This is a genomic window from Spirillospora sp. NPDC048823 (assembly GCF_043198445.1).
GTDB lineage: Bacteria > Actinomycetota > Actinomycetes > Streptosporangiales > Streptosporangiaceae > Spirillospora.
This window is the reverse complement of the sequence record NZ_JBICUT010000011.1, coordinates 86,295-107,487: the sequence shown is the minus strand read 5'-3', so window position 1 is coordinate 107,487 and position 21,193 is coordinate 86,295. Positions and strand designations below refer to the sequence as shown.

23 protein-coding genes and 1 tRNA gene are annotated in these 21,193 nt (G+C 71.6%); 12 read left to right on the top strand and 12 right to left on the bottom strand.

What is annotated here, in order from left to right:
* Window positions 1-144 precede the first annotated feature (144 nt).
* Window positions 145-993: a formyltetrahydrofolate deformylase gene (gene purU / locus ACGFK0_RS24540; protein ID WP_392908539.1), complete on the bottom strand. Its 849-nt coding sequence runs from the start codon at window positions 991-993 to the stop codon at window positions 145-147.
* A 225-nt stretch (window positions 994-1,218) separates the two neighbouring features.
* Between purU and ACGFK0_RS24535 the strand changes: the two genes are divergently transcribed.
* The 5 genes from ACGFK0_RS24535 (at window position 1,219) to ACGFK0_RS24515 (ending at window position 5,774) form a co-directional block, all read left to right on the top strand.
* Window positions 1,219-2,154, top strand: a complete 936-nt coding sequence (locus ACGFK0_RS24535; protein WP_392908537.1) for an alpha/beta hydrolase family esterase — start codon at window positions 1,219-1,221, stop codon at window positions 2,152-2,154.
* A gap of 55 nt (window positions 2,155-2,209) precedes the next feature.
* Complete coding sequence (locus ACGFK0_RS24530; RefSeq protein WP_392908535.1) at window positions 2,210-3,394, top strand: amino acid deaminase/aldolase; 1,185 nt, start codon at window positions 2,210-2,212, stop codon at window positions 3,392-3,394.
* 77 nt (window positions 3,395-3,471) lie between these two features.
* Window positions 3,472-4,149, top strand: a complete 678-nt coding sequence (locus tag ACGFK0_RS24525; protein WP_392908533.1) for an SIMPL domain-containing protein — start codon at window positions 3,472-3,474, stop codon at window positions 4,147-4,149.
* Complete coding sequence (locus ACGFK0_RS24520) at window positions 4,146-5,438, top strand: glycoside hydrolase family 4 (protein ID WP_392908531.1); 1,293 nt, start codon at window positions 4,146-4,148, stop codon at window positions 5,436-5,438. The genes ACGFK0_RS24525 and ACGFK0_RS24520 overlap by 4 nt, the downstream gene beginning before the upstream one ends.
* A 15-nt stretch (window positions 5,439-5,453) precedes the next feature.
* Window positions 5,454-5,774: an anti-sigma factor family protein gene (locus ACGFK0_RS24515; protein WP_392908529.1), complete on the top strand. Its 321-nt coding sequence runs from the start codon at window positions 5,454-5,456 to the stop codon at window positions 5,772-5,774.
* On the opposite strand, the gene ACGFK0_RS24510 is transcribed toward ACGFK0_RS24515, so the two are convergent.
* Window positions 5,725-6,048, bottom strand: coding sequence for a DUF3618 domain-containing protein (locus tag ACGFK0_RS24510; RefSeq protein ID WP_392908527.1), 324 nt, complete (start codon window positions 6,046-6,048; stop codon window positions 5,725-5,727). The genes ACGFK0_RS24515 and ACGFK0_RS24510 overlap by 50 nt on opposite strands.
* A gap of 138 nt (window positions 6,049-6,186) precedes the next feature.
* Here ACGFK0_RS24510 and bcp point away from each other — a divergent pair, with 138 nt between their 5' ends.
* A complete protein-coding gene (bcp, locus tag ACGFK0_RS24505; protein ID WP_392908525.1) occupies window positions 6,187-6,654 on the top strand; it encodes a thioredoxin-dependent thiol peroxidase in 468 nt (155 codons plus the stop codon).
* 55 nt (window positions 6,655-6,709) lie between these two features.
* On the opposite strand, the gene ACGFK0_RS24500 is transcribed toward bcp, so the two are convergent.
* Window positions 6,710-6,794 (bottom strand) — tRNA-Leu (locus ACGFK0_RS24500).
* Entirely contained in the window at window positions 6,757-8,340 is a 1,584-nt protein-coding gene (locus ACGFK0_RS24495) for an MFS transporter (protein ID WP_392908523.1), read from the bottom strand. Before ACGFK0_RS24495 ends, ACGFK0_RS24500 begins: the two co-directional genes overlap by 38 nt.
* 76 nt (window positions 8,341-8,416) lie before the next feature.
* On the opposite strand from ACGFK0_RS24495, the gene ACGFK0_RS24490 reads away from it, so the two are divergent.
* From ACGFK0_RS24490 to ACGFK0_RS24475, 4 genes are all read left to right on the top strand, one after another.
* Entirely contained in the window at window positions 8,417-9,076 is a 660-nt protein-coding gene (locus tag ACGFK0_RS24490; RefSeq protein ID WP_392908521.1) for a TetR/AcrR family transcriptional regulator, read from the top strand.
* A gap of 161 nt (window positions 9,077-9,237) precedes the next feature.
* Window positions 9,238-10,206: an anti-sigma factor RsbA family regulatory protein gene (locus tag ACGFK0_RS24485; protein WP_392908519.1), complete on the top strand. Its 969-nt coding sequence runs from the start codon at window positions 9,238-9,240 to the stop codon at window positions 10,204-10,206.
* Between the two features lie 79 nt (window positions 10,207-10,285).
* Window positions 10,286-11,212: an MEDS domain-containing protein gene (locus ACGFK0_RS24480; protein ID WP_392908517.1), complete on the top strand. Its 927-nt coding sequence runs from the start codon at window positions 10,286-10,288 to the stop codon at window positions 11,210-11,212.
* A complete protein-coding gene (locus ACGFK0_RS24475; protein WP_392908515.1) occupies window positions 11,212-12,126 on the top strand; it encodes an anti-sigma factor RsbA family regulatory protein in 915 nt (304 codons plus the stop codon). The genes ACGFK0_RS24480 and ACGFK0_RS24475 overlap by 1 nt, the downstream gene beginning before the upstream one ends.
* A gap of 8 nt (window positions 12,127-12,134) precedes the next feature.
* Here the strand turns inward: ACGFK0_RS24475 and rdgB are convergent, their stop codons facing one another.
* Complete coding sequence (gene rdgB / locus ACGFK0_RS24470) at window positions 12,135-12,746, bottom strand: RdgB/HAM1 family non-canonical purine NTP pyrophosphatase (protein WP_392908513.1); 612 nt, start codon at window positions 12,744-12,746, stop codon at window positions 12,135-12,137.
* Window positions 12,743-13,462: a ribonuclease PH gene (gene rph, locus ACGFK0_RS24465; RefSeq protein ID WP_392908511.1), complete on the bottom strand. Its 720-nt coding sequence runs from the start codon at window positions 13,460-13,462 to the stop codon at window positions 12,743-12,745. Before rph ends, rdgB begins: the two co-directional genes overlap by 4 nt.
* Before the next feature lie 90 nt (window positions 13,463-13,552).
* Between rph and ACGFK0_RS24460 the strand changes: the two genes are divergently transcribed.
* Both ACGFK0_RS24460 and ACGFK0_RS24455 read left to right on the top strand, forming a co-directional pair.
* Window positions 13,553-14,068, top strand: a complete 516-nt coding sequence (locus tag ACGFK0_RS24460) for a hypothetical protein (RefSeq protein ID WP_392908509.1) — start codon at window positions 13,553-13,555, stop codon at window positions 14,066-14,068.
* Between the two features lie 27 nt (window positions 14,069-14,095).
* Window positions 14,096-14,812 carry a hypothetical protein gene (locus ACGFK0_RS24455; protein ID WP_392908507.1) on the top strand — a complete coding sequence of 239 codons (717 nt, stop codon included), beginning with the start codon at window positions 14,096-14,098 and terminating at the stop codon, window positions 14,810-14,812.
* On the opposite strand, the gene ACGFK0_RS24450 is transcribed toward ACGFK0_RS24455, so the two are convergent.
* From ACGFK0_RS24450 to ACGFK0_RS24425, 6 genes are all read right to left on the bottom strand, one after another.
* Complete coding sequence (locus ACGFK0_RS24450) at window positions 14,809-15,636, bottom strand: inositol monophosphatase family protein (RefSeq protein ID WP_392908505.1); 828 nt, start codon at window positions 15,634-15,636, stop codon at window positions 14,809-14,811. The two genes, ACGFK0_RS24455 and ACGFK0_RS24450, sit on opposite strands and share 4 nt — an antisense overlap.
* Window positions 15,637-15,641: 5 nt before the next feature.
* Window positions 15,642-17,417, bottom strand: coding sequence for a prenyltransferase/squalene oxidase repeat-containing protein (locus ACGFK0_RS24445; RefSeq protein ID WP_392908503.1), 1,776 nt, complete (start codon window positions 17,415-17,417; stop codon window positions 15,642-15,644).
* Between the two features lie 133 nt (window positions 17,418-17,550).
* Complete coding sequence (locus ACGFK0_RS24440) at window positions 17,551-18,300, bottom strand: MBL fold metallo-hydrolase (RefSeq protein WP_392908501.1); 750 nt, start codon at window positions 18,298-18,300, stop codon at window positions 17,551-17,553.
* Between the two features lie 30 nt (window positions 18,301-18,330).
* Window positions 18,331-19,170: a glutamate racemase gene (gene murI, locus ACGFK0_RS24435; protein WP_392908499.1), complete on the bottom strand. Its 840-nt coding sequence runs from the start codon at window positions 19,168-19,170 to the stop codon at window positions 18,331-18,333.
* Between the two features lie 153 nt (window positions 19,171-19,323).
* Complete coding sequence (locus ACGFK0_RS24430) at window positions 19,324-20,115, bottom strand: thioesterase family protein (RefSeq protein WP_392908497.1); 792 nt, start codon at window positions 20,113-20,115, stop codon at window positions 19,324-19,326.
* A gap of 126 nt (window positions 20,116-20,241) precedes the next feature.
* On the bottom strand, window positions 20,242-21,189 hold the full coding sequence (locus ACGFK0_RS24425; RefSeq protein WP_392908495.1) for a PLP-dependent cysteine synthase family protein: 948 nt from the start codon (window positions 21,187-21,189) through the stop codon (window positions 20,242-20,244).
* Window positions 21,190-21,193: the final 4 nt, after the last annotated feature.

Here is a 21,193-nt window from a genome sequence, read left to right as displayed (position 1 = left end):
GCCACCCCCGTGAGCCAATCGGCACGACCGACATCGTCACCCATGGTGAGGCATTGTCACGTGGAGTGAAACTCGCCATGCCGACATCTCACGCGTCGGCCGAACGGAACGCGCCGGACGGAACGCGCCGGCCGGTGGAACAGGTCAGCGGAAGACGACCGTCCGGTCCCCGTTGAGCAGGACGCGGTGCTCGGAGTGCCAGCGGACCGCGCGGGCGAGGGCGAGGCATTCGACGTCGCGTCCCACGGCCACCAGTTCCTCGGGGCTGTGGGTGTGGTCGACGCGCGCGACCTCCTGCTCGATGATCGGGCCCTCGTCCAGGTCGGCGGTGACGTAGTGGGCGGTGGCCCCGATCAGCTTCACGCCGCGCGCGTGCGCCTGGTGGTAGGGGCGGGCGCCCTTGAAGCTCGGCAGGAACGAGTGGTGGATGTTGATGATCGCGCCGGGCAGCTTGGCGCAGAAGTCGTCGGAGAGGATCTGCATGTACCGCGCGAGGACGACGAGGTCGGCGCGGTAGTGCTCGACCAGCGTCAGGATCTCGGTTTCCTGCGCGGCCTTGCCGCCGGAGCCGACGGGCAGATGGTGGTAGTCGATCCCGTACGACTGGGTGAGGGGCCGCAGGTCGGGGTGGTTGGACGCGACCGCGACGATGTCGATGTCGAGCAGCCCCGACCGCGTCCGGTAGAGCAGGTCGTTCAGGCAGTGCCCGCCCTTCGACACCATGATCAGGACGCGCGGGCGGTCGGCCAGCGCGCGAAGCCGCCACTGCAGCCCGAGCTCGGGCACCAGGGACGCGAACGCGCCGCGCAGCTCGTCCGGGTCGGTGTCGTCCAGGACCGCGAACTGCACCCGCATGAAGAAGGTGCCGGAGTCTCCGTCGCCGAACTGCTGGCTCTCCAGGATGTTGCAGCCGCGCTCGGCCAGCAGCCCCGAGACGGCGGCGACGATGCCGGGCCGGTCGGGGCATGACAGGGTCAGCACATATTCGTTCAACGGTCTCACTCTTGTCGCGGTGGGGACGGGGCGGGCCCTGGCGCGACGCGGCAGCTCAGGGCGGGTCCCTTCGAGCTTACGCGCCACCCGCCCGTCTCGCCGCCGTCCCGGCCGAGACGGGTGCGGCGGCGTGTCCCGTGCCGCTCACGGGCACACGCCTGGACATCACCCCGATCACTACTGATGAGTAGTTTGTGGACCTGATTTGAGGTTAGTTTTGCTTCCATGCGGCGAATCCTGCTCGTGGTCCTGGCGATCACCCTCGTCCTTGCGGGCTGCACGAACGAGACCGGGGGCGAGGGCGCGGGCGGGGAGGGCGGGCGGCCGGCGAAGGTGGACGGCATCCCCACCTCCCAGGGCACGCACAAGCAGAAGATCGATGTGGGGACGATCGGGCACCGCGAGTTCCTGCTGCACGTCCCGTCCAAGGTGACCGGCGGCACGTGGGAGGGCGGCAAGCCCGCCGACCCGCCCGCGCTGGTCATCGCCCTGCACGGCGGGCTCGCCACCATGGGCAAGATGGAGGACCTGTCCGGCTTCAACCGGCTGTCGGACGAGAACGGTTTCCTCGTCGCCTATCCGAACGGCGTCATGACGACGTGGAACGCGGGCGACTGCTGCGGCGCGGCGAAGATCGGCGACGTGGACGACGTCGGGTTCCTGACCAAGCTGATCGACAAGCTCACCGGCGCCGGGCTGGCCGACCCGGACCGCGTCTACGTCACGGGGTTCTCCAACGGCGCCGGGATGGCGTACCGGATGGCCTGCGAGAAGCCCGGGAAGGTCGCCGCGATCGGGGTCGTGGAGGGGGCGCTGGTGACCGACTGCGACCCCGGCCGGCCCGTCTCGGCGATGATCTTCCACGGGACGGCGGACGGCAGCGTGCCGTTCAACGGCGGCGGGAACCGCGACTTCAACGACCGGCGGCCGTTCCCGCCCGTGTCGGAGGCGGTCGACTTCTGGCGCCGGGTCGCCGGGCTGCCCGAGGCGAGCGAGCCGGTCGAGGCGCTGACCGACGACACCGTGTGCGAGAGCACCGGCAAGGGCGACCGGGGCGTCGCGGTGGCCTTCTGCAAGATCAAGGGTGGCGGGCACCAGTGGCCCGACAAGGCGAGCGCGATGCTCTGGGATTTCTTCGCGTCCCACCCGCGCGCCGGCTGACCGACGTTACGTGAGAGGTTTTCACATTCACCGGTCCTGTGGCAGTCTGGCCAGCATGAACCTCCGGGACCGCTATGACACAGCGACGGCCGGGATCGAGGCGCCGTTCGCCGTCGTCGACCTTGCGGCCTTCCGCGCCAACGCCGCCGGCCTCGTCCGCCGCGCCGCCGGCAAGCCGATCCGCGTGGCCAGCAAGTCGGTGCGCTGCCGGGCGCTGCTGGAGGACGTCCTCGCCATGGACGGCTTCGCCGGGATCATGGCCTTCACCCTTCCCGAGGCGCTCTGGCTGGCCGCCGAGGGCGTCAGCGACGACATCCTCGTCGCCTACCCCACCACCGACCGGACGGCCATCGCCGCGCTGTCCGCCGACCCCGCCGCCTCCCGCGCCATCACGCTCATGGTCGACTCCACCGACCACCTCGACCTGATCGAGTCGGCCGCCCGCGACCGGAGGGTCCGCGTCTGCATCGACATCGACGCGTCCTACCGTCCCCTGGCCGGACGGGTCCGCATCGGCGCGCTGCGCTCCCCCCTGCGCACCCCCGCCCAGGTCTGCGCGTTCGCCGAGGTGATCCTCAAGCGCCCGTCGCTCGACCTCGCCGGGGTCATGGCCTACGAGTCGCAGATCGCCGGCGTCGGGGACGTCCCGCCCGGACGCGCCACGCGGGGCCGCGTCATCCGCACCATGCAGCAGCGGTCCCGGATCGAGCTGGCCCGCCGCCGCGCCGCGATCGTCCGCGCCCTCCGCGAGCTGACCGAGCTGGAGTTCGTCAACGGCGGCGGCACCGGCAGCGTGGAGAAGACCGCCGCCGAGCGCGCGGTCACCGAGGTCGCCGCCGGCTCCGGCCTCTACCAGCCGCACCTGTTCGACCAGTACTCCAACTTCAGCGGACGTCCCGCCGCGCTGTTCGCCCTGCCGGTCGTCCGGCGCCCCGCGCCCGGCGTCGCGACCTGCCTCGGCGGCGGCTACCTCGCCTCCGGCCCCGGCGACACCGTCCGCCTGCCCCAGCCGTACCTGCCGACCGGCCTGTCCTACGACGCCAACGAGGGCGCCGGCGAGGTGCAGACACCGCTGCTCGGCCGCTCCGCCGACCTGCTGTCCATCGGCGACCGCGTCTGGTTCCGGCACACCAAGGCGGGCGAGCTGTGCGAACGGTTCGCCGCCCTGCACCTGATCGACGGCGACGAGGTCGTCCGCACCGTCCCCACGTACCGGGGCGAGGGCCGAACCTTCCTGTGATGGGAGGCGACCCCCTTCGACCCCCCGCGGGTGCTCCGGGGGCTGAGGTTCGGGGGGCGAGCGTTTAGGTTGGGGCCATGAGCGACGCTCCCATGATCAGTGTTCGCGGTGAGGCGGTGCTGGAGGCCGAACCGGAGATCGCGCGGCTGTCGGTGCACGTCCAGTCGCAGGAATCCGACCGGCGCACGGCACTCGACCGGCTCACCGAGCGCAACCAGCGCTGCCTCGACCTGGTCAAGTCCTACGGCGAGGCCGTGGAGAAGCTGGAGACGGGCGGGCTGTCGATCACGCCGCTGCTGAAGTACAAGCGGCGCGAAGGGGACATCCGCGCCTACCGGGGCACCGTCTGGATCAAGATCACGGTCGCGGACTTCGGGGTCCTCGGCGAGCTGGTCACCCGGCTCGGCGACCTGGAGCGCACCTATGTGAACGGCCCCGACTGGGAGCTGCGGCGCGACAGCGAGGTGTACGGGCGGGCCGCGCGGCAGGCCGCCCACGAGGCCGTCGAGCGCGCCCGCAGCTACGCCGGGGCGCTCGGGTCCCGGCTCACCGGCCTGGTCGAGTTGTCGGACGAGGGGCTCGGCCGGCACCAGGACTCGGGCGCCCCCGTCGCGCTGGCCGCCGCGTACGGGCGGGGCCTCGGCGACGCGCCCGACGAGCCCGAGCCGATCGACCTGGAGCCCGCGACGCAGATCGTCCGCGCGGCCGTCGAGGCCCGCTTCACCGTGTCGCCGCCGAACCTGGAGCCCCGGTGAAGATCGCGATCATCGGGGCGGGCAGCGGCTACATGCCCGGCGTGATCCGGGGCATCCTGCACCGCGCCGGCGACCTGGCGGGCACGGAGGTGTCCTGCTACGACATCGACACCGCGCACCTGGTGGTCATGACGCGGCTGGCGCGCAACATGTTCGCGGCCCGGGACGCCGCGATCACCGTCTCCGCGCACACCGACCTCAAGGCCTCGCTGGACGGCGCGTCCTACGTCTTCACGACGTTCCGCCCCGGCGGGCTCGCCGCGCGCCACCTGGACGAGTCGATCCCCCTCAGGCACGGCGTCGTGGGGCAGGAGACCGCCGGGCCGGGCGGGTTCCTGATGGCGCTGCGCTCCGTTCCCGTCCTGCTGGAGATCGCGTCCGCCGCCGACCCGGGCGCCTGGATCGTCAACTACACCAACCCCACGAACATCGTCACCGACGCCGTCGCCCGCACGACCGGCGCGCGCATCATCGGGCTGTGCGACCAGGCCATCGGCGACACCGAGATGTGGGCCGGACTGCTGGGCCTGCCGTCCGACGGGCTGGAGGCCGACTGGATCGGCCTCAACCACGCCACGTGGGCGCAGCGGCTCCGGCTCGACGGCCACGACCTCGACGTCCCGCTACTGCTGGACGAGATGGAGGTCCCCGGCGGCGGCGCGACACCGTGGCGCGACCCGTCCCGCATGGCCGAACTCGCCAAGACGCTCGGCTTCCTGCCGAACTCCTATGCGAAGTACTACTTCTTCCACGACGACGTCGTCGAGGAACTGCGCAAGAAGGGCACGACCCGCGCGCAGGAAATCCTCGCCATGCTCCCCGCCTACTACGAGCAGGTCACCGCCGAGTCCGGGAAGTCCGACCCGAACCCGTCCCGCGAGCGCGGCGGCGGCGAGCACGGCGAGTTCGCCGTGGACGTCATCTGCGCCCTGCACCGCGACGAGGGCCGCCGGATGATCGTCAACACTCGCAGCAACGGCGCGATCCCGTCCCTGGAACGGGACGCGATCGTCGAGGTCCCCTCACTCGTCGGACGCTCCGGCCCCGTCCCGCTGACGATGGGCCCTCTCCCCGGACCGGTGCGCGGCCTCACCCAGGCGATCCACGCCTACGAGCGGCTCGCGTCCGACGCCGCCGTCACCGGCGACCGCCGGACCGCCCTGCAGGCCCTGATGGCGCACCCGTTCGTCCGGAGCAAGCACACCGCCGAGAAGATCCTGGACGAGGGCCTCGCCGCGCACCGCGAGCACCTCCCCCAGTTCGCCCGAGTGAACGGGACAGGCCCCTGACCCGTACCCCAGGTCGTGGGAGGAACGGATTGCGGGGAGTACCGCATCGGCCTCGGCGTCTATGCCCTCGGACGGCTGCCCGGCGCCGAGGCCGACGAGTTGTCGGCGCATCTGCGGGGCTGCCCGCCGTGCCGCGCCGAACTCGCCGAGCTGCGCGTCGTCGCCGAACTCCTCGCCTACAGCCTCCCGCAGCGCCCCGGCCCCGCCGCCCCCGGACGCAGGGGCGGAGTCACGACACGAAAAGGCGCCGGCCGCAGACCGCGGACCGGCGCCTCCCTGACGGGGCTCAGCGGCGTCTGCGCCTACGGTTCCAGAGGACCAGGGCGGTCACGGTGACGGCGGCCCCGACACCGGCCAGCACCAGGCGCTTGTCGAGCCCGCCCCCGGCCTCCTCGTCGTCGGCGGCCTTGGCGTCCGCGGACGGACGCACCAGCGCGCCGACGGACCTGACGACCTGACCCGCCTCCTCCTTCAGCCGATCGGCGCCCCGCTTCGCGGCCTTCCTCGGATGGACCCGGTCGGAGAGCTCGTCGACGTTGCGTGCGAGCTCCTGGACGTTGCGCTCTATGTACTTCTCCAGCCCTTCCGGGTCGCTGGGCCTGTCAGCCATGCCGTGTCCTTATCGTGTGGGGCGAGACCATGTCCTGCGAAGCATGATCCGAACAGTCTGGCAGGTCTTCCCCCCGGCCGCCGGGCGTACCCCGGACGGTACGGTTGGAGCCACCATCCGAGCGAAAGGCGGGCCAGGGTGTCCGAGCGGCTGCAGCCGGGCGATGTCGCCCCCGATTTCGAGCTTCCCGACGCCGACGCGTCCCCGGTGTCGCTGGCCTCGCTGCGCGGAAGGCGCGTGATCCTCTACTTCTACCCGGCGGCCATGACGCCCGGCTGCACCAAGGAGTCTGTCGACTTCGAGAGCAGCCTCGGCGAACTGGAGGCCGCCGGGGTCACCGTCGTCGGCGTCTCGCCCGACAAGCCGGCCAAGCTGGCGAAGTTCCGGGAGAAGGAGGGCCTGACCTTCCCGCTGCTGTCCGACCCGGACGCCGAGGTCCTGAAGTCCTACGGCGCGTACGGGGAGAAGAAGCTGTACGGCAAGGTCGTCGTCGGCGTGATCCGCTCCACCTTCCTCATCGACGCCGAAGGCAGGATCGAGAAGGCGTACTACAACGTGAAGGCCACCGGGCACGTGGAGCGCCTCCGCCGCGACCTCGGGGTTTAGCCCGCCGCACGCGGAACCGGCCCGCGCCGCGCTGGCCGGTTCTTCGCGTTCGAGGTGCGGGCGGGGGGATTCGAACCCCCACGGTGTCGCCACCAACAGGACCTAAACCTGCCGCGTATACCTGGTTTCGCCACGCCCGCCGGTGCCTTCAGGCGCGTTCAGCTTAGCGTTCCGACCGGTGGACCCGGCAACGGATTCCCCTGCCGCGGGGCGGTGCGCGCGGGACAGGGCGGCGACGGCGACGGCCGTGACGGCAAGGGCGATCGACGCGGTCAGCATCGCCGACTGGACGCCGTCCGCGAACGCCGCGCGGGCCTGCTCCGCGGCCTGCGGGCCGGCTCTCAGGGCCAGCGCGAGGGACGACTCCGCCTGCTCCGCGACCGGGCCCGGCAGTCCCTCAAGGCTCAGGTTCGCGCGGTAGCCGGACTGGAGGATGCTGCCGAGGACGGCGATGCCGAGTGCGCCGCCGAGTTCCCTGGCCAGGTCGTTCATCGCGGAACCGACCCCCTGCTTGTCCGGGGGCAGCGCGTCGGTGATCGCGGCCGTCGCGGGGGTCATGGCCAGTCCCATGCCGGCGCCGAGCGGGAGCAGGCCCGTCAGCAGGAGCCAGTACGAGCTGGTCTCGTTGAGCCGGGAGAGGATCAGCAGCGCGGCGCTGACCAGGAACAGGCCGGCGGTGATGACGCGGGGCGCGCCGAGACGGGCGGCCAGCCGCGGTGCGGCGCCGCGGGCGAACGGCATCATCGTGAGCGCCATCGGCAGCAGCATGAGCGCCCCGACCAGCGCGCTCTCGTCCTTCACCAGCTGCAGGTACTGCAGGACGATGAAGATGAACCCGAAGAAGGCGAAGAACTGCAGGGTGATCGACAGCGCGCCCGCGGAGAACGGCCGGATGCGAAACAGCCGCGGGTCCAGCAGCGGGTTCGGCCGCCGCAGTTCCCAGCCGACGAAGCCCGCGAGGATGGCGGTCCCGGCGGCGAGTCCCGCCAGGGTCCGCACGCTCGTCCAGCCCTCCGTGGGCGCCTCGATGATGGAGTAGACGCCGATCCCCAGCCCGGCGACGGTGATGGCGGCGCCGGTCAGGTCCAGTTTGGGCGCGTCCGGTTCGGCGGACTCGGGGACGACCGCGAGGGTCGCGGCGAGTGCGATCACCGCCAGCACGACGTTCAGCACGAAGACCGACCGCCACGACCACGCCTCCAGCAGCGCGCCCGAGGCGAGCAGCCCGAAGATCGCGCTGGCGCCGGCGACGCCCGCCCACGCGCCGACCGCGCGGGTGCGCTGCTCGGCCGGGAACGTCGACGTGATCGTCGACAGGGTGGCGGGCATGACCAGGGCGGCGCCGACGCCGAGGACCCCGCGCATCGCGATCAGCCAGGTCGGGTCGGCGGCCAGCGCCGCGGCGGCCGAGCCCGCGCCGAACACGATGAGCCCGGCGGCGAGGGCGCGGCGGCGCCCGTATCGGTCGCCGACGGCGCCGCCGAGCAGCAGCAGCGCGGCGAAGACGAGCGCGTAGGCGTCGATGATCCACGCCAGTTCCGTCTGCCCCGCGCGGGTGTCGCGGGCGATGGACGGTATCGCGGTGTTGAGGGACGCCACGGCGGACACGACCGTGGCGAGGGACAGCATCACGGTCGGCAGCACCGCGCGATGGACGGTCCCGCCTCCCGCTGGAGGGGCGGCCATGGTGAGCCTCCTTGGACGTGCTCGGTTTCTGTTCGCTCACCTCGAATCCGACCGCCGCCCGGACTATATTTCAACCATGATGAATAAATCCGGGGCCTCGCGCGGCCGGCGGCGCGGCAGCCCCGACACCCGCGAGGAGATCCTCGCGGTGGCCCGCCGCCGGTTCCTCGCCGACGGCTACGGGCCCGTCACGATGCGCTCCATCGCCGCCGAGGCCGGCGTGGACGCCGCACTGATCAGCTACTTCTTCGGATCGAAGAAGGGCCTGTTCGGCGCCGTGCTCGGGCTGATCGCCAATCCGCCCGAGGTGCTCGCGGGCGCGCTGCCCGGCGATCCCGTGACGCTGCCCGAACGCGTCCTGCGCGCCCTGCTGACCGCGTGGGACGACCCGGAACTGGGCCGGCCGCTGGTGCTGATGGTGCGGGCCGCGACACAGGACCCCGAACTCGCCCGGCTGGTGCGCGACATCGTCGAGGACGAGCTGCTCGGCCGCATCGCCGACCACGTCGGCGGCCCCGATGCCCGGAACCGCACCGGCGTGTTCGGCGCGCAGCTCGCCGGGGTGATCTTCACGCGCTACATCCTCGGCGTGGAACCCGTCGCATCGATGCCGCGCGATGAATTACTCGCGCGGCTCACGCCCGGGCTCCGCGCCGTCCTGTACGGGCCGCCGCGCCGGGCCCTGCACCGGACGGCGGACATGGCCGGGCGGGCGCCACACGGCCGGGCCGGGTAAGGGACACGCCCGCGCCGCCATTGCGGACAACGGCGCCGCGATTCCCACGGCACCATTTGAGAAACGGTCTCGGCAGGCCGGGGGCGGGCGGCCTAGGCTTGGCGGGTCAGGCCGTCGACACAGTCGGTGACGCCATGATCGCCAGCCCGCGGGGAACCGTCGTGAACGCTTCCTTCACGCATCGTCTGCTGCCCTACGACGGAGCGGACCAGTTCCTCGACGGCGCCCTCCCCTTCCTGCTGGACGGGCTGGACGCCGGTGACCGCGTCCTCGCCGTGTGCGGGACCGGGCGGGAGATGCTGCTGCGCGACGCGCTCGGCCCCGCCGGCGCCGGCGTCGAGTTCAGCGAACCGGCGGCCTGGTACACGCACCCGGCGCGGACCCTCGCGGACTGCCTGAGCGCAGCCGACGAGACCGCCCGGCAAGGGCGCCGCCTGCGCGTCCTCGGGGAACCGGCATGGTCGGCGCGGTCACCGCTGGAGATCGCCGAATGGCAGCGGATCGAGGCCGTCGTCAACGTCGCGTTCCGCGGCACCGGCGCGTCGCTCATGTGCCCGTACTCGGCCACGCTCCCGGCGGGCATCGTCGCGGCCGCCCGCAAGACCCACCCCGAGACCGTGCGCGGACGGCGGCCCCTGCCCAACCCCGGATACCTGGACCCGTGGGCCTACTGCGCGCAGTGCGACCGCGAGCCGCTGCCGCGTCCACCGGCCGGCGCCGACACCCTGAAATTCGACAAGGCCGACCTGTACTGGCTGCGTGCATACGTCACCGAGTACGCGCGGCAGACGCCGCTGCCGGAGGAGGACCTCCAGCGGCTCCTCGTCGCGGTCACGGAGGTCGTCACCAACGCGATGCGGCACGGCGAGCCGCCCATCGTCCTGCGCATGTGGACGGAGACGTCCGGCGGCGACCCCGCCCTCGTCTGCGAGGTCGCCGACCAAGGGCGGTGGGCCGCCGGCACCGGGCACGGGCTCGTCCCGCCGCGCCCCGCGGGCACCGCGCCGGGAAGCCGGTTCGGGCTGTGGGCCGTACGGCTGCTGTGCTCGACCGTGCAGATCAGGACGGGTGACCGCGGCAGCGTCGTCCGGCTGAGGATCACGATCCCCGCCCCTCCGAACGGACAGTGAGGGCTTCCATGCGTTGGGCTTCCAATACCTCCGCCGCGGCGTACGCTGAACACACCACCGACCTCGATGGGCAGGCTCCATGATCAGCGAGCGGGAGACCCCCTGGTTCGCCAACCGTCCCGTCAGCGACGTGCGGCCGGGGGATCACGGCTGGCTGGCCTACCGCGGCTTCGAGGAGCGCGACCGGGTCATCGGGCCGTTCGTCCAGGAGGCCCTGCGGACCAGTGAGAAGGTCGTGTACCTGACCGACGCCCCGGCCGAGCGGCTTCCCGGCCTCGGCCCCCGGCACCGGATCGACGTGGACGCCTACGGCAGGACGGGCCAGCTGCGGGTCATCCCGCGGCGGGACGCCTGCCTCGACCGGCGGGGCGAGTTCGAGCCCGCCATGATGCTCGACACCCTCGCACGCGAGGTCGGCGAGGCGTTCGACCAGGGCTTCCGCGCCGTGCGCATCACCACCGACTACAGCTGGCTGGTGAACCGCCCGGGCCCGCCCGACCTCGGCCGGATGCTGGGCTGCGAGCACCGGGTCGGCAACGCGGTCTCGCCGAGCACGATGGCCATGGCGATCTGCCAGATCGACCGGCACGCGTGCCCGCGCGACGAGCTCGACGCCCTCCGCGACACACATGAGGTCCTCGTGGAAGTGAACCCCGAGTTCGATGACGGGATCCTGAAGATAGTGCGCACGTTCGAGCCCGACGGCCTGCGCGTCGAGGGCGAGCTGGACGCCGCCCGGCACGCCGTGTTCGCCGAGAAGCTCGCGCAGGTGAGCGGTGAACGGCGCCGCGTGCACCTCGACCTGTCCCGGCTCGGCTTCATCGACCTCGGCGGCCTGCACCTGCTGGCCCGGCACGCGACCGGGCTCCCCGCCGGCGAGCCGCTGGTCCTCGACCACCTGGCGCCCGACGTGGAGAACGTCATCGAGATGGTCGGCTGGCACCGGCTGCCGGGCCTGGCCCGCGGCGGCGAACGGACGCTCCCGGGCACGGAGGGCAGCACCTGATGGCGTTGGAGCACAAGGCTTTCCTGTACCGCGGAATCGACGAGTTCCTGTCGGTCACCGTGCCGTACCTCGAATCCGGGCTGGAGAAGGACCAGGCCGTCATCGCCGTGGTGCGCGAACCCAACCTGACCGCGCTCCGGGACGTCCTCCCGCCGCGCGACCTACCCATCCAGTACCACGACTCGGCGGAGTTCTACCGGCATCCCGTCCACACCCTGCGCGACTACCAGACCGTCGTGAAGCAGAACGCTCCGCGCAGCCTGTGTGCACTCGCCGAACCCTTCTGGGACGGCTGGGACGAGCGGCAGACCCTGGAGTGGATCCGCTACGAGTCCCTCATCAACGTGGTGTTCCGGGGTTCGGGGGCGCGGGCGCTGTGCCCCTACGACACCGCGACCCTGCCGCCCGGAATCGTCGCGCAGGCCAGGCGGACCCACCCGCTGCTGCTGGCCCCAGGGCACAACGGCCCGAACGACGAGTACGTCGACCCCGAGACGTTCGGGTCCGGCTGCGACCGCGGCCTGCGCTTCGACCGTCCCCGCACCGCGGAGTACCTTCCCATCGAAGGCGACGACCTGCACGCGCTGCGGGCGTTCATCGGCGAACGCGCCGGCAGGCACGGCCTGGCCCAGCAGTCCGCGCGGAACCTCGTCACGGCCGCCAACGAGGCCGCGGCCAACGCGCTGCAGCACGGCACACCGCCGATCGGCCTCTGGATATGGCAGGACGGCGGCGACCTCGTCTGCGAGATCGGCGACCACGGCTTCTGGCGCCCCGGCCCGCTGACGGGATTCATCCCACCGGACACGGCACTCCAGCCCGGCTTCGGCCTGTGGACCGTCCGCCTCCTCGTCGACCTGATGGAACTCCGAACAGGCCGGGACGGCACCTTCATCCGACTGCGCGTTCGCTGACTCCGGGCTCAGCGCGCCACGATGTCGGCGAGGGCGCGGAAGGCCTTCCCGCGGTGGCTGATGGCGTCCTTCTCGCCGGAGGCCATTTCGGCGGTCGTGCGGGACTCGCCGTCCGGGACGAAGATCGGGTCGTAGCCGAAGCCACCGGTGCCGCGCGGTTCGCGGATCAGGGTGCCGCGCATCCGTCCCTCGACGCGGTGCTCGGCGCCGCCTGGGACGACCAGGACGGCCGCGCACACGAACGCAGCGCCGCGTTGCCCGTCGGCGACGTCCGCGACCTGGTCGAGGACGAGCTGGAGGTTGGCGGCGTCGCGGTCGCCGGTGGCGGCGCCGAACCGGCCCGACCAGCGGGCGGACAGGACGCCCGGCATGCCGTTCAGCGCGTCCACGCACAGGCCGGAGTCGTCGGCGACCGCGGGCAGGCCGGTGAACGCGGCGATCGCGCGGGCCTTCAGCAGCGCGTTGCCCTCGAACGTCAGCTCCGTCTCGGGCACGTCGGGGGCGCCGGGGAACGCATCGAGGCCGACCACGTCGAAACCGGCCGCGTCGAGGCCGCCGAGGATCCGGTGCAGCTCGGCGATCTTGCCCGCGTTGCGGGTCGCCAGGACGATCCGCGTCATCGGGCGAGGGCCTGCGCCTGAAGCCGGGTCAGCTCGGCGCAGCCGCCGGCCGCGAGGTCGAGCAGCGCGTCCAGTTCGGCGCGGTCGAACGGGGCGCCTTCGGCGGTGCCCTGCACCTCGACGAACCGGCCGTCGCCGGTGCAGACCACGTTCATGTCGGTGCCGGCCGCGGAGTCCTCCTCGTAGCACAGGTCGAGGCGGGCCTCGCCGTCCACGACGCCGACGCTGATCGCCGACACCGAGGTGATGAGCGGGTCGCCCTTGAGGAGCTTGCGTTCGCGCATCCAGCTCACCGCGTCGGCGAGCGCCACGTACGCGCCGGTGATCGCGGCGGTGCGGGTGCCGCCGTCGGCCTGCAGCACGTCGCAGTCGAGCTGGACGGTGTTCTCGCCGAGCGCCTTGAAGTCGAGGCACGCCCGGACGGAACGCCCGATCAGCCGGGAGATCTCGTGGGTGCGTCCGCCGATCCGCCCCTTGACGGACTCGCGGTCGTTGCGGGTGTTGGTGGCTCGGGGCAGCATCGCGTACTCGGCGGTGACCCAGCCGAGGCCGCTGTCGCGCCGCCACCGGGGCACCGACGACTGCACGGACGCGGCGCACAGCACCCGTGTCGCACCGAACTCGACCAGTACCGACCCTTCCGCGTGGTCGAGCCATCCGCGCTGGATGCGGACGGGGCGGAGCTGGTCGGACGCGCGATCATCGGGGCGAGACATGCGCTCCACCCTAGCGGCAGCGCGCCGTCAGGCCTGGCTTACCACCGGTTGACACCCGAGCCTCGATGGGATGCTCTGGCAGATGACCCATTGACGGCGAGTGAGCGGCTTCAAAGCATGCCTGTGGAAATCGAACGCAAGTTCTTGCTCGGTGCGGCCCCCGACTGGTCTCATCCGATTCTGCGCGATGCCGACCTCATCGAGTACGAGCAGATCTACCTGAAAGTCGAGGACGGCGACCAGTTGCGGATTCGCCGCGGCGTACGGTCCGGCCGTTCCGACTACCGTCTGGCGCGGCTGCACCGGCTGTCCGACGGCGTGCGGGAGGTCGAAGAACGGGAACTGGCCGCACAGGAGTACGAGGAACTTCGCCTGACCCGGGACATGCGCCGGGAGATCATCGCCAAGAGCCGGCGCTGTTTCCACTGGAATGGCCAGTTCTTCGAACTGGACGACATCCACCGGCCCGCCAGCCGCGCCTGCAATCTGCTCGAACTTCAGGTCGAGAGCCTGGAGCAGAGCTTCACCCTTCCCGACTTTCTCGTCATCGACCGCGAGGTCACCGCAGAGCCGGCGTTCTCCAACGCCGTGATCGCACTCGGCTGAAACGGCGGCCGTTCCGCTGGAGGCTTCATGACCCGCTACGAACTGGCGGCACGGCTCTCGGAGACCCTTGGGCCACCCGACGGGCAGGCCGGACCCCGGCTGCACGCCGCGCTGCTGCCGTTCGCCGACCCGGGCGCCACACGTGAACTGCTGTGCAGCGCACTGCGCGACGAGCAGTGGCTGGAGGCCGTGCGGGCCGGCTCGTACCGGCACCCCAACGGCTTCCACAAGATCGTTCTCCTCGCGGGCGACAGCTACCAGCTCCGCCTGCACGTGTGGAGCGAACTGACGCGGGAGAGCGGGGTCGAGAATATCCACAATCACCGCTGGGACTTCTCATCGGTGATCCTTCTCGGCGGCTACCGGTTCCAGGAGTTCACCCCGGACCCCGGTGGCCCCGCCTTCCACTCCTACGGCTACGCCTCCGACCGGGGCGCCACCGTCTACGCGCTGGAACCACTCGGGCACCGCGGCCTGTCCCGCACCTTCGACGCGCATCTCAGCGCGGGCTCGTCGTACACGCTCACGTCCGACGTCTTCCACCGGGTGTCGAACCCTCCCGGACGGCTCACCATGAGCCTCGTCCTGCAGGGACCGCACCGGCCCGACTCCACCGTCCTGGTCTTCGCGGAGGAATCACTGACCACGGGTGAGCCCCTCCCCCGCCCCGGGTTCTCGCAACCCGCGCTGCGGCTTCTGCTGGAGACGCTCGTCGACGAACTGGCCGCCGCCGTGTCCGCCTAGAGCGCGACCTGCGGGGACCTCGCGCACTCCAGCAACTCGCGGGCCAGCCTCTCGCTTCGGGCGGCGACGAACGACACGGGCCTGCCGTACATGGAGCCGTGCGCCGTGAGCGGGGCACCCGACAGGTCCAGGACATGCCCGCCCGACGCGCTGACCAGCAGCATTCCGCCGCCGACGTCGAGCAGGCCGCCGTCATGGCAGATCATGCCGTCGAGATGCCCTGCCGAGATCAAGGCCAGATCCAGCGCCGGCGCCCACATCGACACGGTTCTCTTGCAGCGTCCCCCGAGCACCTCGCGTATGTGGTCGCCCCAGACACGTCCGGCCGCCGAGTAGTTGGTCACCAGCGAGACCGTGGACCGTCGCAACGGGACCGGCGGGCACGGTGGCACCGTCCCAGGCGGCGACACCTCCGTGGCGACGAACTCCCGCCGCAGCAGTGGGTCGACGACGACCGCGAGGACGGGCCGCTCCCATCGGAAGAGCGTGATGGCGACCGCGCAGTGCGCGATGCCGTACCCGAAGTTGTTGGTCCCGTCGAGCGGGTCGACCACCCAGACGTACTCGGTGTCAGGCCATTCTGGTGCGGCTCCCTCCTCCGCGAGGACGCCGTGCCCCGGGAACTCCTCGGCCAGGGTGGCGATGATGCGCCGCTGAGCCTCGACGTCCACGCGAAGCTGGACGTCGTGATCCCCCCGGTAGCGCTTCTCCGCGGGAAGTCCGAACCGCGCACGCAGGTAGGCACCGGCCGCCCGGGCGCAGCCGAGTGCGACCGTGCCCTCCCGCTTCCAGCCGCCGTCCGGGAACGGTTCAGACTCGGACACGACACTCAGCCTCCCGTGAGCCGCCTGGTGCGCCTGCTCCTCCACAGCCGATACTCCTCGCCCACGACGTTCGGCGCCACAGCTACGAGCAGTGTGACCGAGAGTGTCGCGAGCCATGCCCAGACCTTGTCGGTCTTCGAGGAGGTCAGCAGGTCGTCGAAGACGTTGAGCTGGTTCAGCGTCACGAGCGCCACGACGACCGTCAGGGCGGACAGCCACGCCGTGTGAAGCCATCGTCGCCGGTTCACCGCCGGCGCCTGGTCCTGCCCGGTCAGCAGTTCCTCCGCGCAACTCTCCAGGGCGGCACGCTCCCGGGAACGGTACGGCTCCATGGCGACCGGCTCCACATCACCGTGCATCGTGTCCATGACCGTGCGAAGCGCGTAGAGCGCGTCATGCGTGGCCCACATCACCCGCGAGCCGGGAGTCAGCGAACACCGCCACGCGCCATCCGGGTCCTGCAGCTTGAGCAGCCTGTCGGTGCCGGTGAGGATGACAGGGTCGCTGAGGTCGGCGCCCGCCATCGCCAGCGCGGCGAGCGCCCAAGGTGTGGCGAAGTGCCGGAAGTCCAGGCGGGCGGAGGTTCGCGGATCGATCAAGGAGGTGTGCGCGGTCCCCTCCCATGGCTCGTCCCTGCCGGGGTCGAAGCACGTGCGTAGATACGCGACGGCCCGTCGGACGGCCGGGTCGTTCGGCGCGACCCCCGCGGTGAGCAGCGCGACGACCGTGTACGCGGTATAGGCGGCGGACGAGCTCTGCGTCCGTCCGGCGACCGCGGGCAGGGCGCCCCAGCCACCGTCCTCGTGCTGCGCGGCCCGCAGCCATGCGACGCCCCTGGCGGCGTCGCTGCGGCCGTAGCGCGCCAGCACGCGCACGGCACACGTGGTCGGGAACACCTGGAGGTCCGGCGCGGCGCCGTCGACCGGCGCCGCGGACGGCCACCCGCCGTCCCGCTGCAGCGACTCGAGCCAGCCGAGGCCAGCGGCGACGACCGGGTCGGAGTCCGAGCGTCCCATGGCGTGCAGGGCCCACAGGACGGCGCAGGTGCTCTCGGTGAGGGACCGGTCGGAGTGTGCGCCGACGAGGGACTTGCGGACCTGCCACCCGCCGTCACGGTTCTGCATACCCTCCAGTGACCGCACCGGCTTGCTCAGTTGGTCGCCGGTGACGCCCGCGTGGACGTGCGCAAGAATTCCTTCGGCCGTGGAGAGCAGACCGAGGGACAGTCCGTCCATGTAGAGGTTCCAGCCCCATCGGCCGTCCTCTATCGAGCGGTGGTTCTCCAGATAGAGCAGCGACTTGTCGATCGCTTGCCGCATCCGGAGCGGCAGTCCACGCGCCACAACGGACGCGCGGTACCAGCTGAGCGCGGTCGCGAACAGCGAGGCACGGGCCACCTCCCCGCCGCGAGACTCCAGATCCGCCATCGACAGGATGCGGCCGCCGGTCCCCGTCCGTGAGAATTCCTGCGGCCCCCGCACGACCGCGCAGACGGTCAGCCGTGGTCGGCGCGCCCCGGGTTCGGCCGCCAGCAGCCCGAGGTAGTCGACCTCTAGGCCGAACCGGTCCTTGGCGGCCCGGGTGACCATGGCCCCGAGGCCGTCCCCGTCGTCCGGCCCGCGACGGCGTGTCCCCTCGACCGGAAGCCGCAGCGGGGCGATGTCCGCCCCGTCGGCCTGGACGACGAAGCCGTCTCTGCTTTCCGCGTAGAGGATCAGTTCCAGCCACGGGACCCGGTCCTCCGATGGCGCGTACTCCCCTTGGGCTGCCCCGTTGCTCACGACCACTCCCGCGCATCGGCCCCGGCGCTCGCGGGAGCGTGCGCCGCTTCAGATGTCCGCGGTCATGCTTTCATGTCGCCACATGGTGGACTGTGCGATTGCGCACAGTCCCGGCGGCGGACACGCGGGGGCGTTAGAGGTCGTAGACCGTTCCGACCTCGGCGAGCTCGATCGGGCCGCGGAAGCCGCTGGCCTTCGCCTCGGCGAGGGTCTGGGCCGGGTCGTTCCACGGCAGCAGATGCGTGAGGACGAGCCGGGCGGCACCCGCGCGGAGCGCGTGCTCCCCCGCCTCGCCACCGGTCAGGTGCATGTCGGGCGGGAGCCCGGGACGCTGCGCGAACGCGGCCTCGCAGACGAACAGGTCCGCGCCGTCCGCGAGCCGGACGAGGGAGTCGCTGTGACCGGTGTCGCCGGAGTAGGTGAGGACCTTGCCACCCTGCTCGACGCGCAGTCCGTACGCCTCGACCGGGTGGTTCATCAGCGCGGACGTCACGGTGAAGGGGCCGATGGTCATCGGATCGGGCTCGAAGATCCGGAAGTCGAAGGTCTCGGTCATCCCCGGGTTGGGGTCGAGCTCGTACGCCTTGATCATGTGTTCGGCCGTGCCATGGGGGCCGTACACCGGGATGCGGGGGGCGGGACCGTCCGGACAGTACGTCCGCGCGATCCAGTAGACGGTCAGGTCCAGACAGTGGTCGGGATGCAGGTGCGTGATGCAGATGGCGTCGATGTCCAGCACGCCGTGGTAGCGCTGAAGGGTGCCGATCGAACCGTTGCCGATGTCGAGGAGCATGGAGAAGCCGTCCGCCTCGATCAGGTAGCTGGACGCGGGGCTGTCCGGCCCAGGGAAACTGCCGGAGCAGCCGATCACAGTGACCCGCACGCTCAACTCCTCCTTCGTGTCCCCGAGGAATCAGGTCGTCAGCGCTTTGTTGGGAGCGGTCTCCACCGAATCGATCTCCGGCCCGAGGAACCGGCGGCCGAGTTCGGCGAAGACGGCGGGGTCCCCGGTGGCGCGGAACCGGTGCCGCGGCCGGGGCGTCGCCTCGGCACGGGAAAGCCCCCGATCGTGGAGCACGCGATACACGTCCTTGGCGGTCTCGTCGGCGCTTGACACCAGTGTGACCCCGTCTCCCACGACATACGAGATGACGCCGGTCAGCAGTGGGTAATGGGTGCAGCCCAGAATGAGGGTGTCGCATCCGGCGTCCACGATCGGGCGGAGGTAGCCGCGGGCCTCCTCCAGCAGTTCCCCGCCCATCGTCACGCCCGCCTCGACGAACTCGACGAAGCGGGGGCAGGCCGCACTGACCAGTTCGATGTGCGGGGCCGCGGCGAACGCGTCGTCGTAGGCGCGGCTGTTCACGGTGGCCTCGGTGGCGATCAGCCCGACCCGTCCGTTGGACGTGGCGCGGGCCGCGCGCCGGGTGGCGGGGTTGATGACCTCGACCACCGGGACGTCGTAGCGTTCCCGGGCGTCGCGCAGCATCGCGGCGCTGGCGCTGTTGCAGGCGATCACCAGCATCTTCACGCCCTCGTCGACGAGCCGGTCGAGCATCTCCAGGGCGTAGGCGCGGACCTCCGCGATGGGACGCGGCCCGTACGGCTGGCGGGCCGAGTCCCCCAGATAGACGATCGGCTCGTTCGGCAGCTGGTCGAGGATGGCGCGTGCCACGGTGAGCCCGCCGAAACCGCTGTCGAAGATCCCGATGGGGGCGTCTGGGAGGCCGTCCCCCCGGGATGCTGCTGACATGGTGCACAAGGCTAAGCGAGAAGGCCCCGCGCGGGTACGTCATGCGTTGGACATCACACCGTCACATGCCGGAAAACCGTCCAGTTCACGCCGTGTGCGCGTGATCCGGACGCGAAGCGGGCCGAAACGCCGGGAGGCGGGAAAAGGATCGCTTCACGAACGGGTGCGGGGGACCCTGGCGATCTGCCGGCTCTGGGCGACGAGCCTTCCGGTGGAGTCCCAGACCTCGACCTCCTCGTCGAACCAGCCGTCGGCGAGGAGCCGGCCGGTGCCGTGCACGGCCAGCCAGCCGGGCGCCGGTACGGCCCGCATGTGCCAGGTCAGTTCGACGGTCGGGGCCCAGCCCTGCGCACCGAGGTTCAGTGCGACGGGCGGCAGGGCGTCCACGGCGAGCGCGAGGGAGTAGGCGTCGATCGCGTAGTCGTCGCGATGCCGGAACCAGCCTCGCACCTCGGGGCGCCCGGTCGGCTGCCCGTCCAGCCAGCCCATCGTGGACCGGTCGAAACGCATGTCGACGCTGTCGGCGAAGCCGCCGCCCGCCGGTGGGCGGAAGTCGGTGCACTCCTCCAGCGGCGGCATCGCCGGGGGCGCCTCGCCCGCCCAGGCGGGCTCGGCCGCGGCGTCGAGGGTGCCGGTGGTGATCAGGGCGTCCACGACGGGGCGGCCGTCCTGGACGAGGGTGACCCGCGACGCGGCGGCCGTGCGGCCCGTCTTGCGGTGCTCCACGATCACCTCGGCGGGGCCCGGCCTGCTGACCCGGTGGAAGTTCGCCGCGGTCGAGACGGGGTGCTCGTGCGGGGAGGCGTCGACGGCGGCGCGGTCCAGGACGGCCATGACGTAGCCGCCGTTGAGCGCCTCGCCGATGGTGTAGCCGGCGTCCAGGACGGCCTCATACCGGCCCTCTCCGACCTGCTTGACCGCGGTCGTCTCACCGAATCCGCTCATCCGCACACTCCTGCGTCCTGCCGTGCGGCGGGGCGTACCACCCGCCCGGCACGATTCTAGAATCACGTTCGAAAACGCACTCTACCGTGCCGGGCAGAACCTCGCCGCGCCCAGGCCCCGGCCCGGTCAGGCCCAGAGCTGGCCTTCGAGGCGGGCCTCCGCCTCCTCCAGCGTCCCGCCGTACGCGCCGGTGGACAGGTACTTCCAACCGCCGTCGGCGATCACGAAGACGATGTCGGCGCGCTCACCGGCCTTGACCGCCTTCGCCGCCATCCCGGCCGCCGCGTGCAGCGCGCCGCCCGTCGAGATGCCCGCGAAGATGCCCTCCTGCTCCAGCAGCTCGCGGGTGCGGCGCAGCGCGTCCCCCGACGTGACCGAGTACCGGGTGGTCAGCACCGACTCGTCGTACAGCTCCGGGATGAAGCCCTCGTCGATGTTGCGCAGCCCGTACACCAGGTCCCCGTACCGGGGCTCCGCCGCGACGATCTTCACGTCCGGCACCCGCTCGCGCAGGAACCGGCCGACGCCCATCAGCGTGCCCGTGGTGCCGAGCCCGGCGACGAAATGCGTCACCGTCGGCAGGTCCTCCAGGATCTCCGGGCCGGTCGTCTCGTAGTGCGCGAGGGCGTTGGCCTCGTTGCCGTACTGGTAGAGCATCACCCAGTCGGGGTTCTCCTCCGCCAGCCCCTTCGCCACCCGGACGGCCTCGTTCGAGCCGCCCGCCGCCGGGGAGAAGATGATCCGCGCGCCCCACATCTCCAGGAGCTGGCGGCGCTCGGCGGAGGTGTTCTCCGGCATCACGCACACCATCTCGTAGCCGCGCAGTTTCGCGACCATGGCCAGCGAGATGCCGGTGTTGCCGGACGTCGGCTCCAGGATCGTGCAGCCCGGCGTGAGCAGCCCCTCCTTCTCCGCCTTCTCGATCATGTAGAACGCGGGACGGTCCTTGACCGAGCCGGTGGGGTTGCGGTCCTCGAGCTTGGCCCAGAGCCGGACGTCGTCGCCCGGCGAAAGCCGCGGCAGGCCGACCAGCGGTGTGCGGCCGAGCGAGTCCAGCAGCGAGTCGAAACGCATGGTG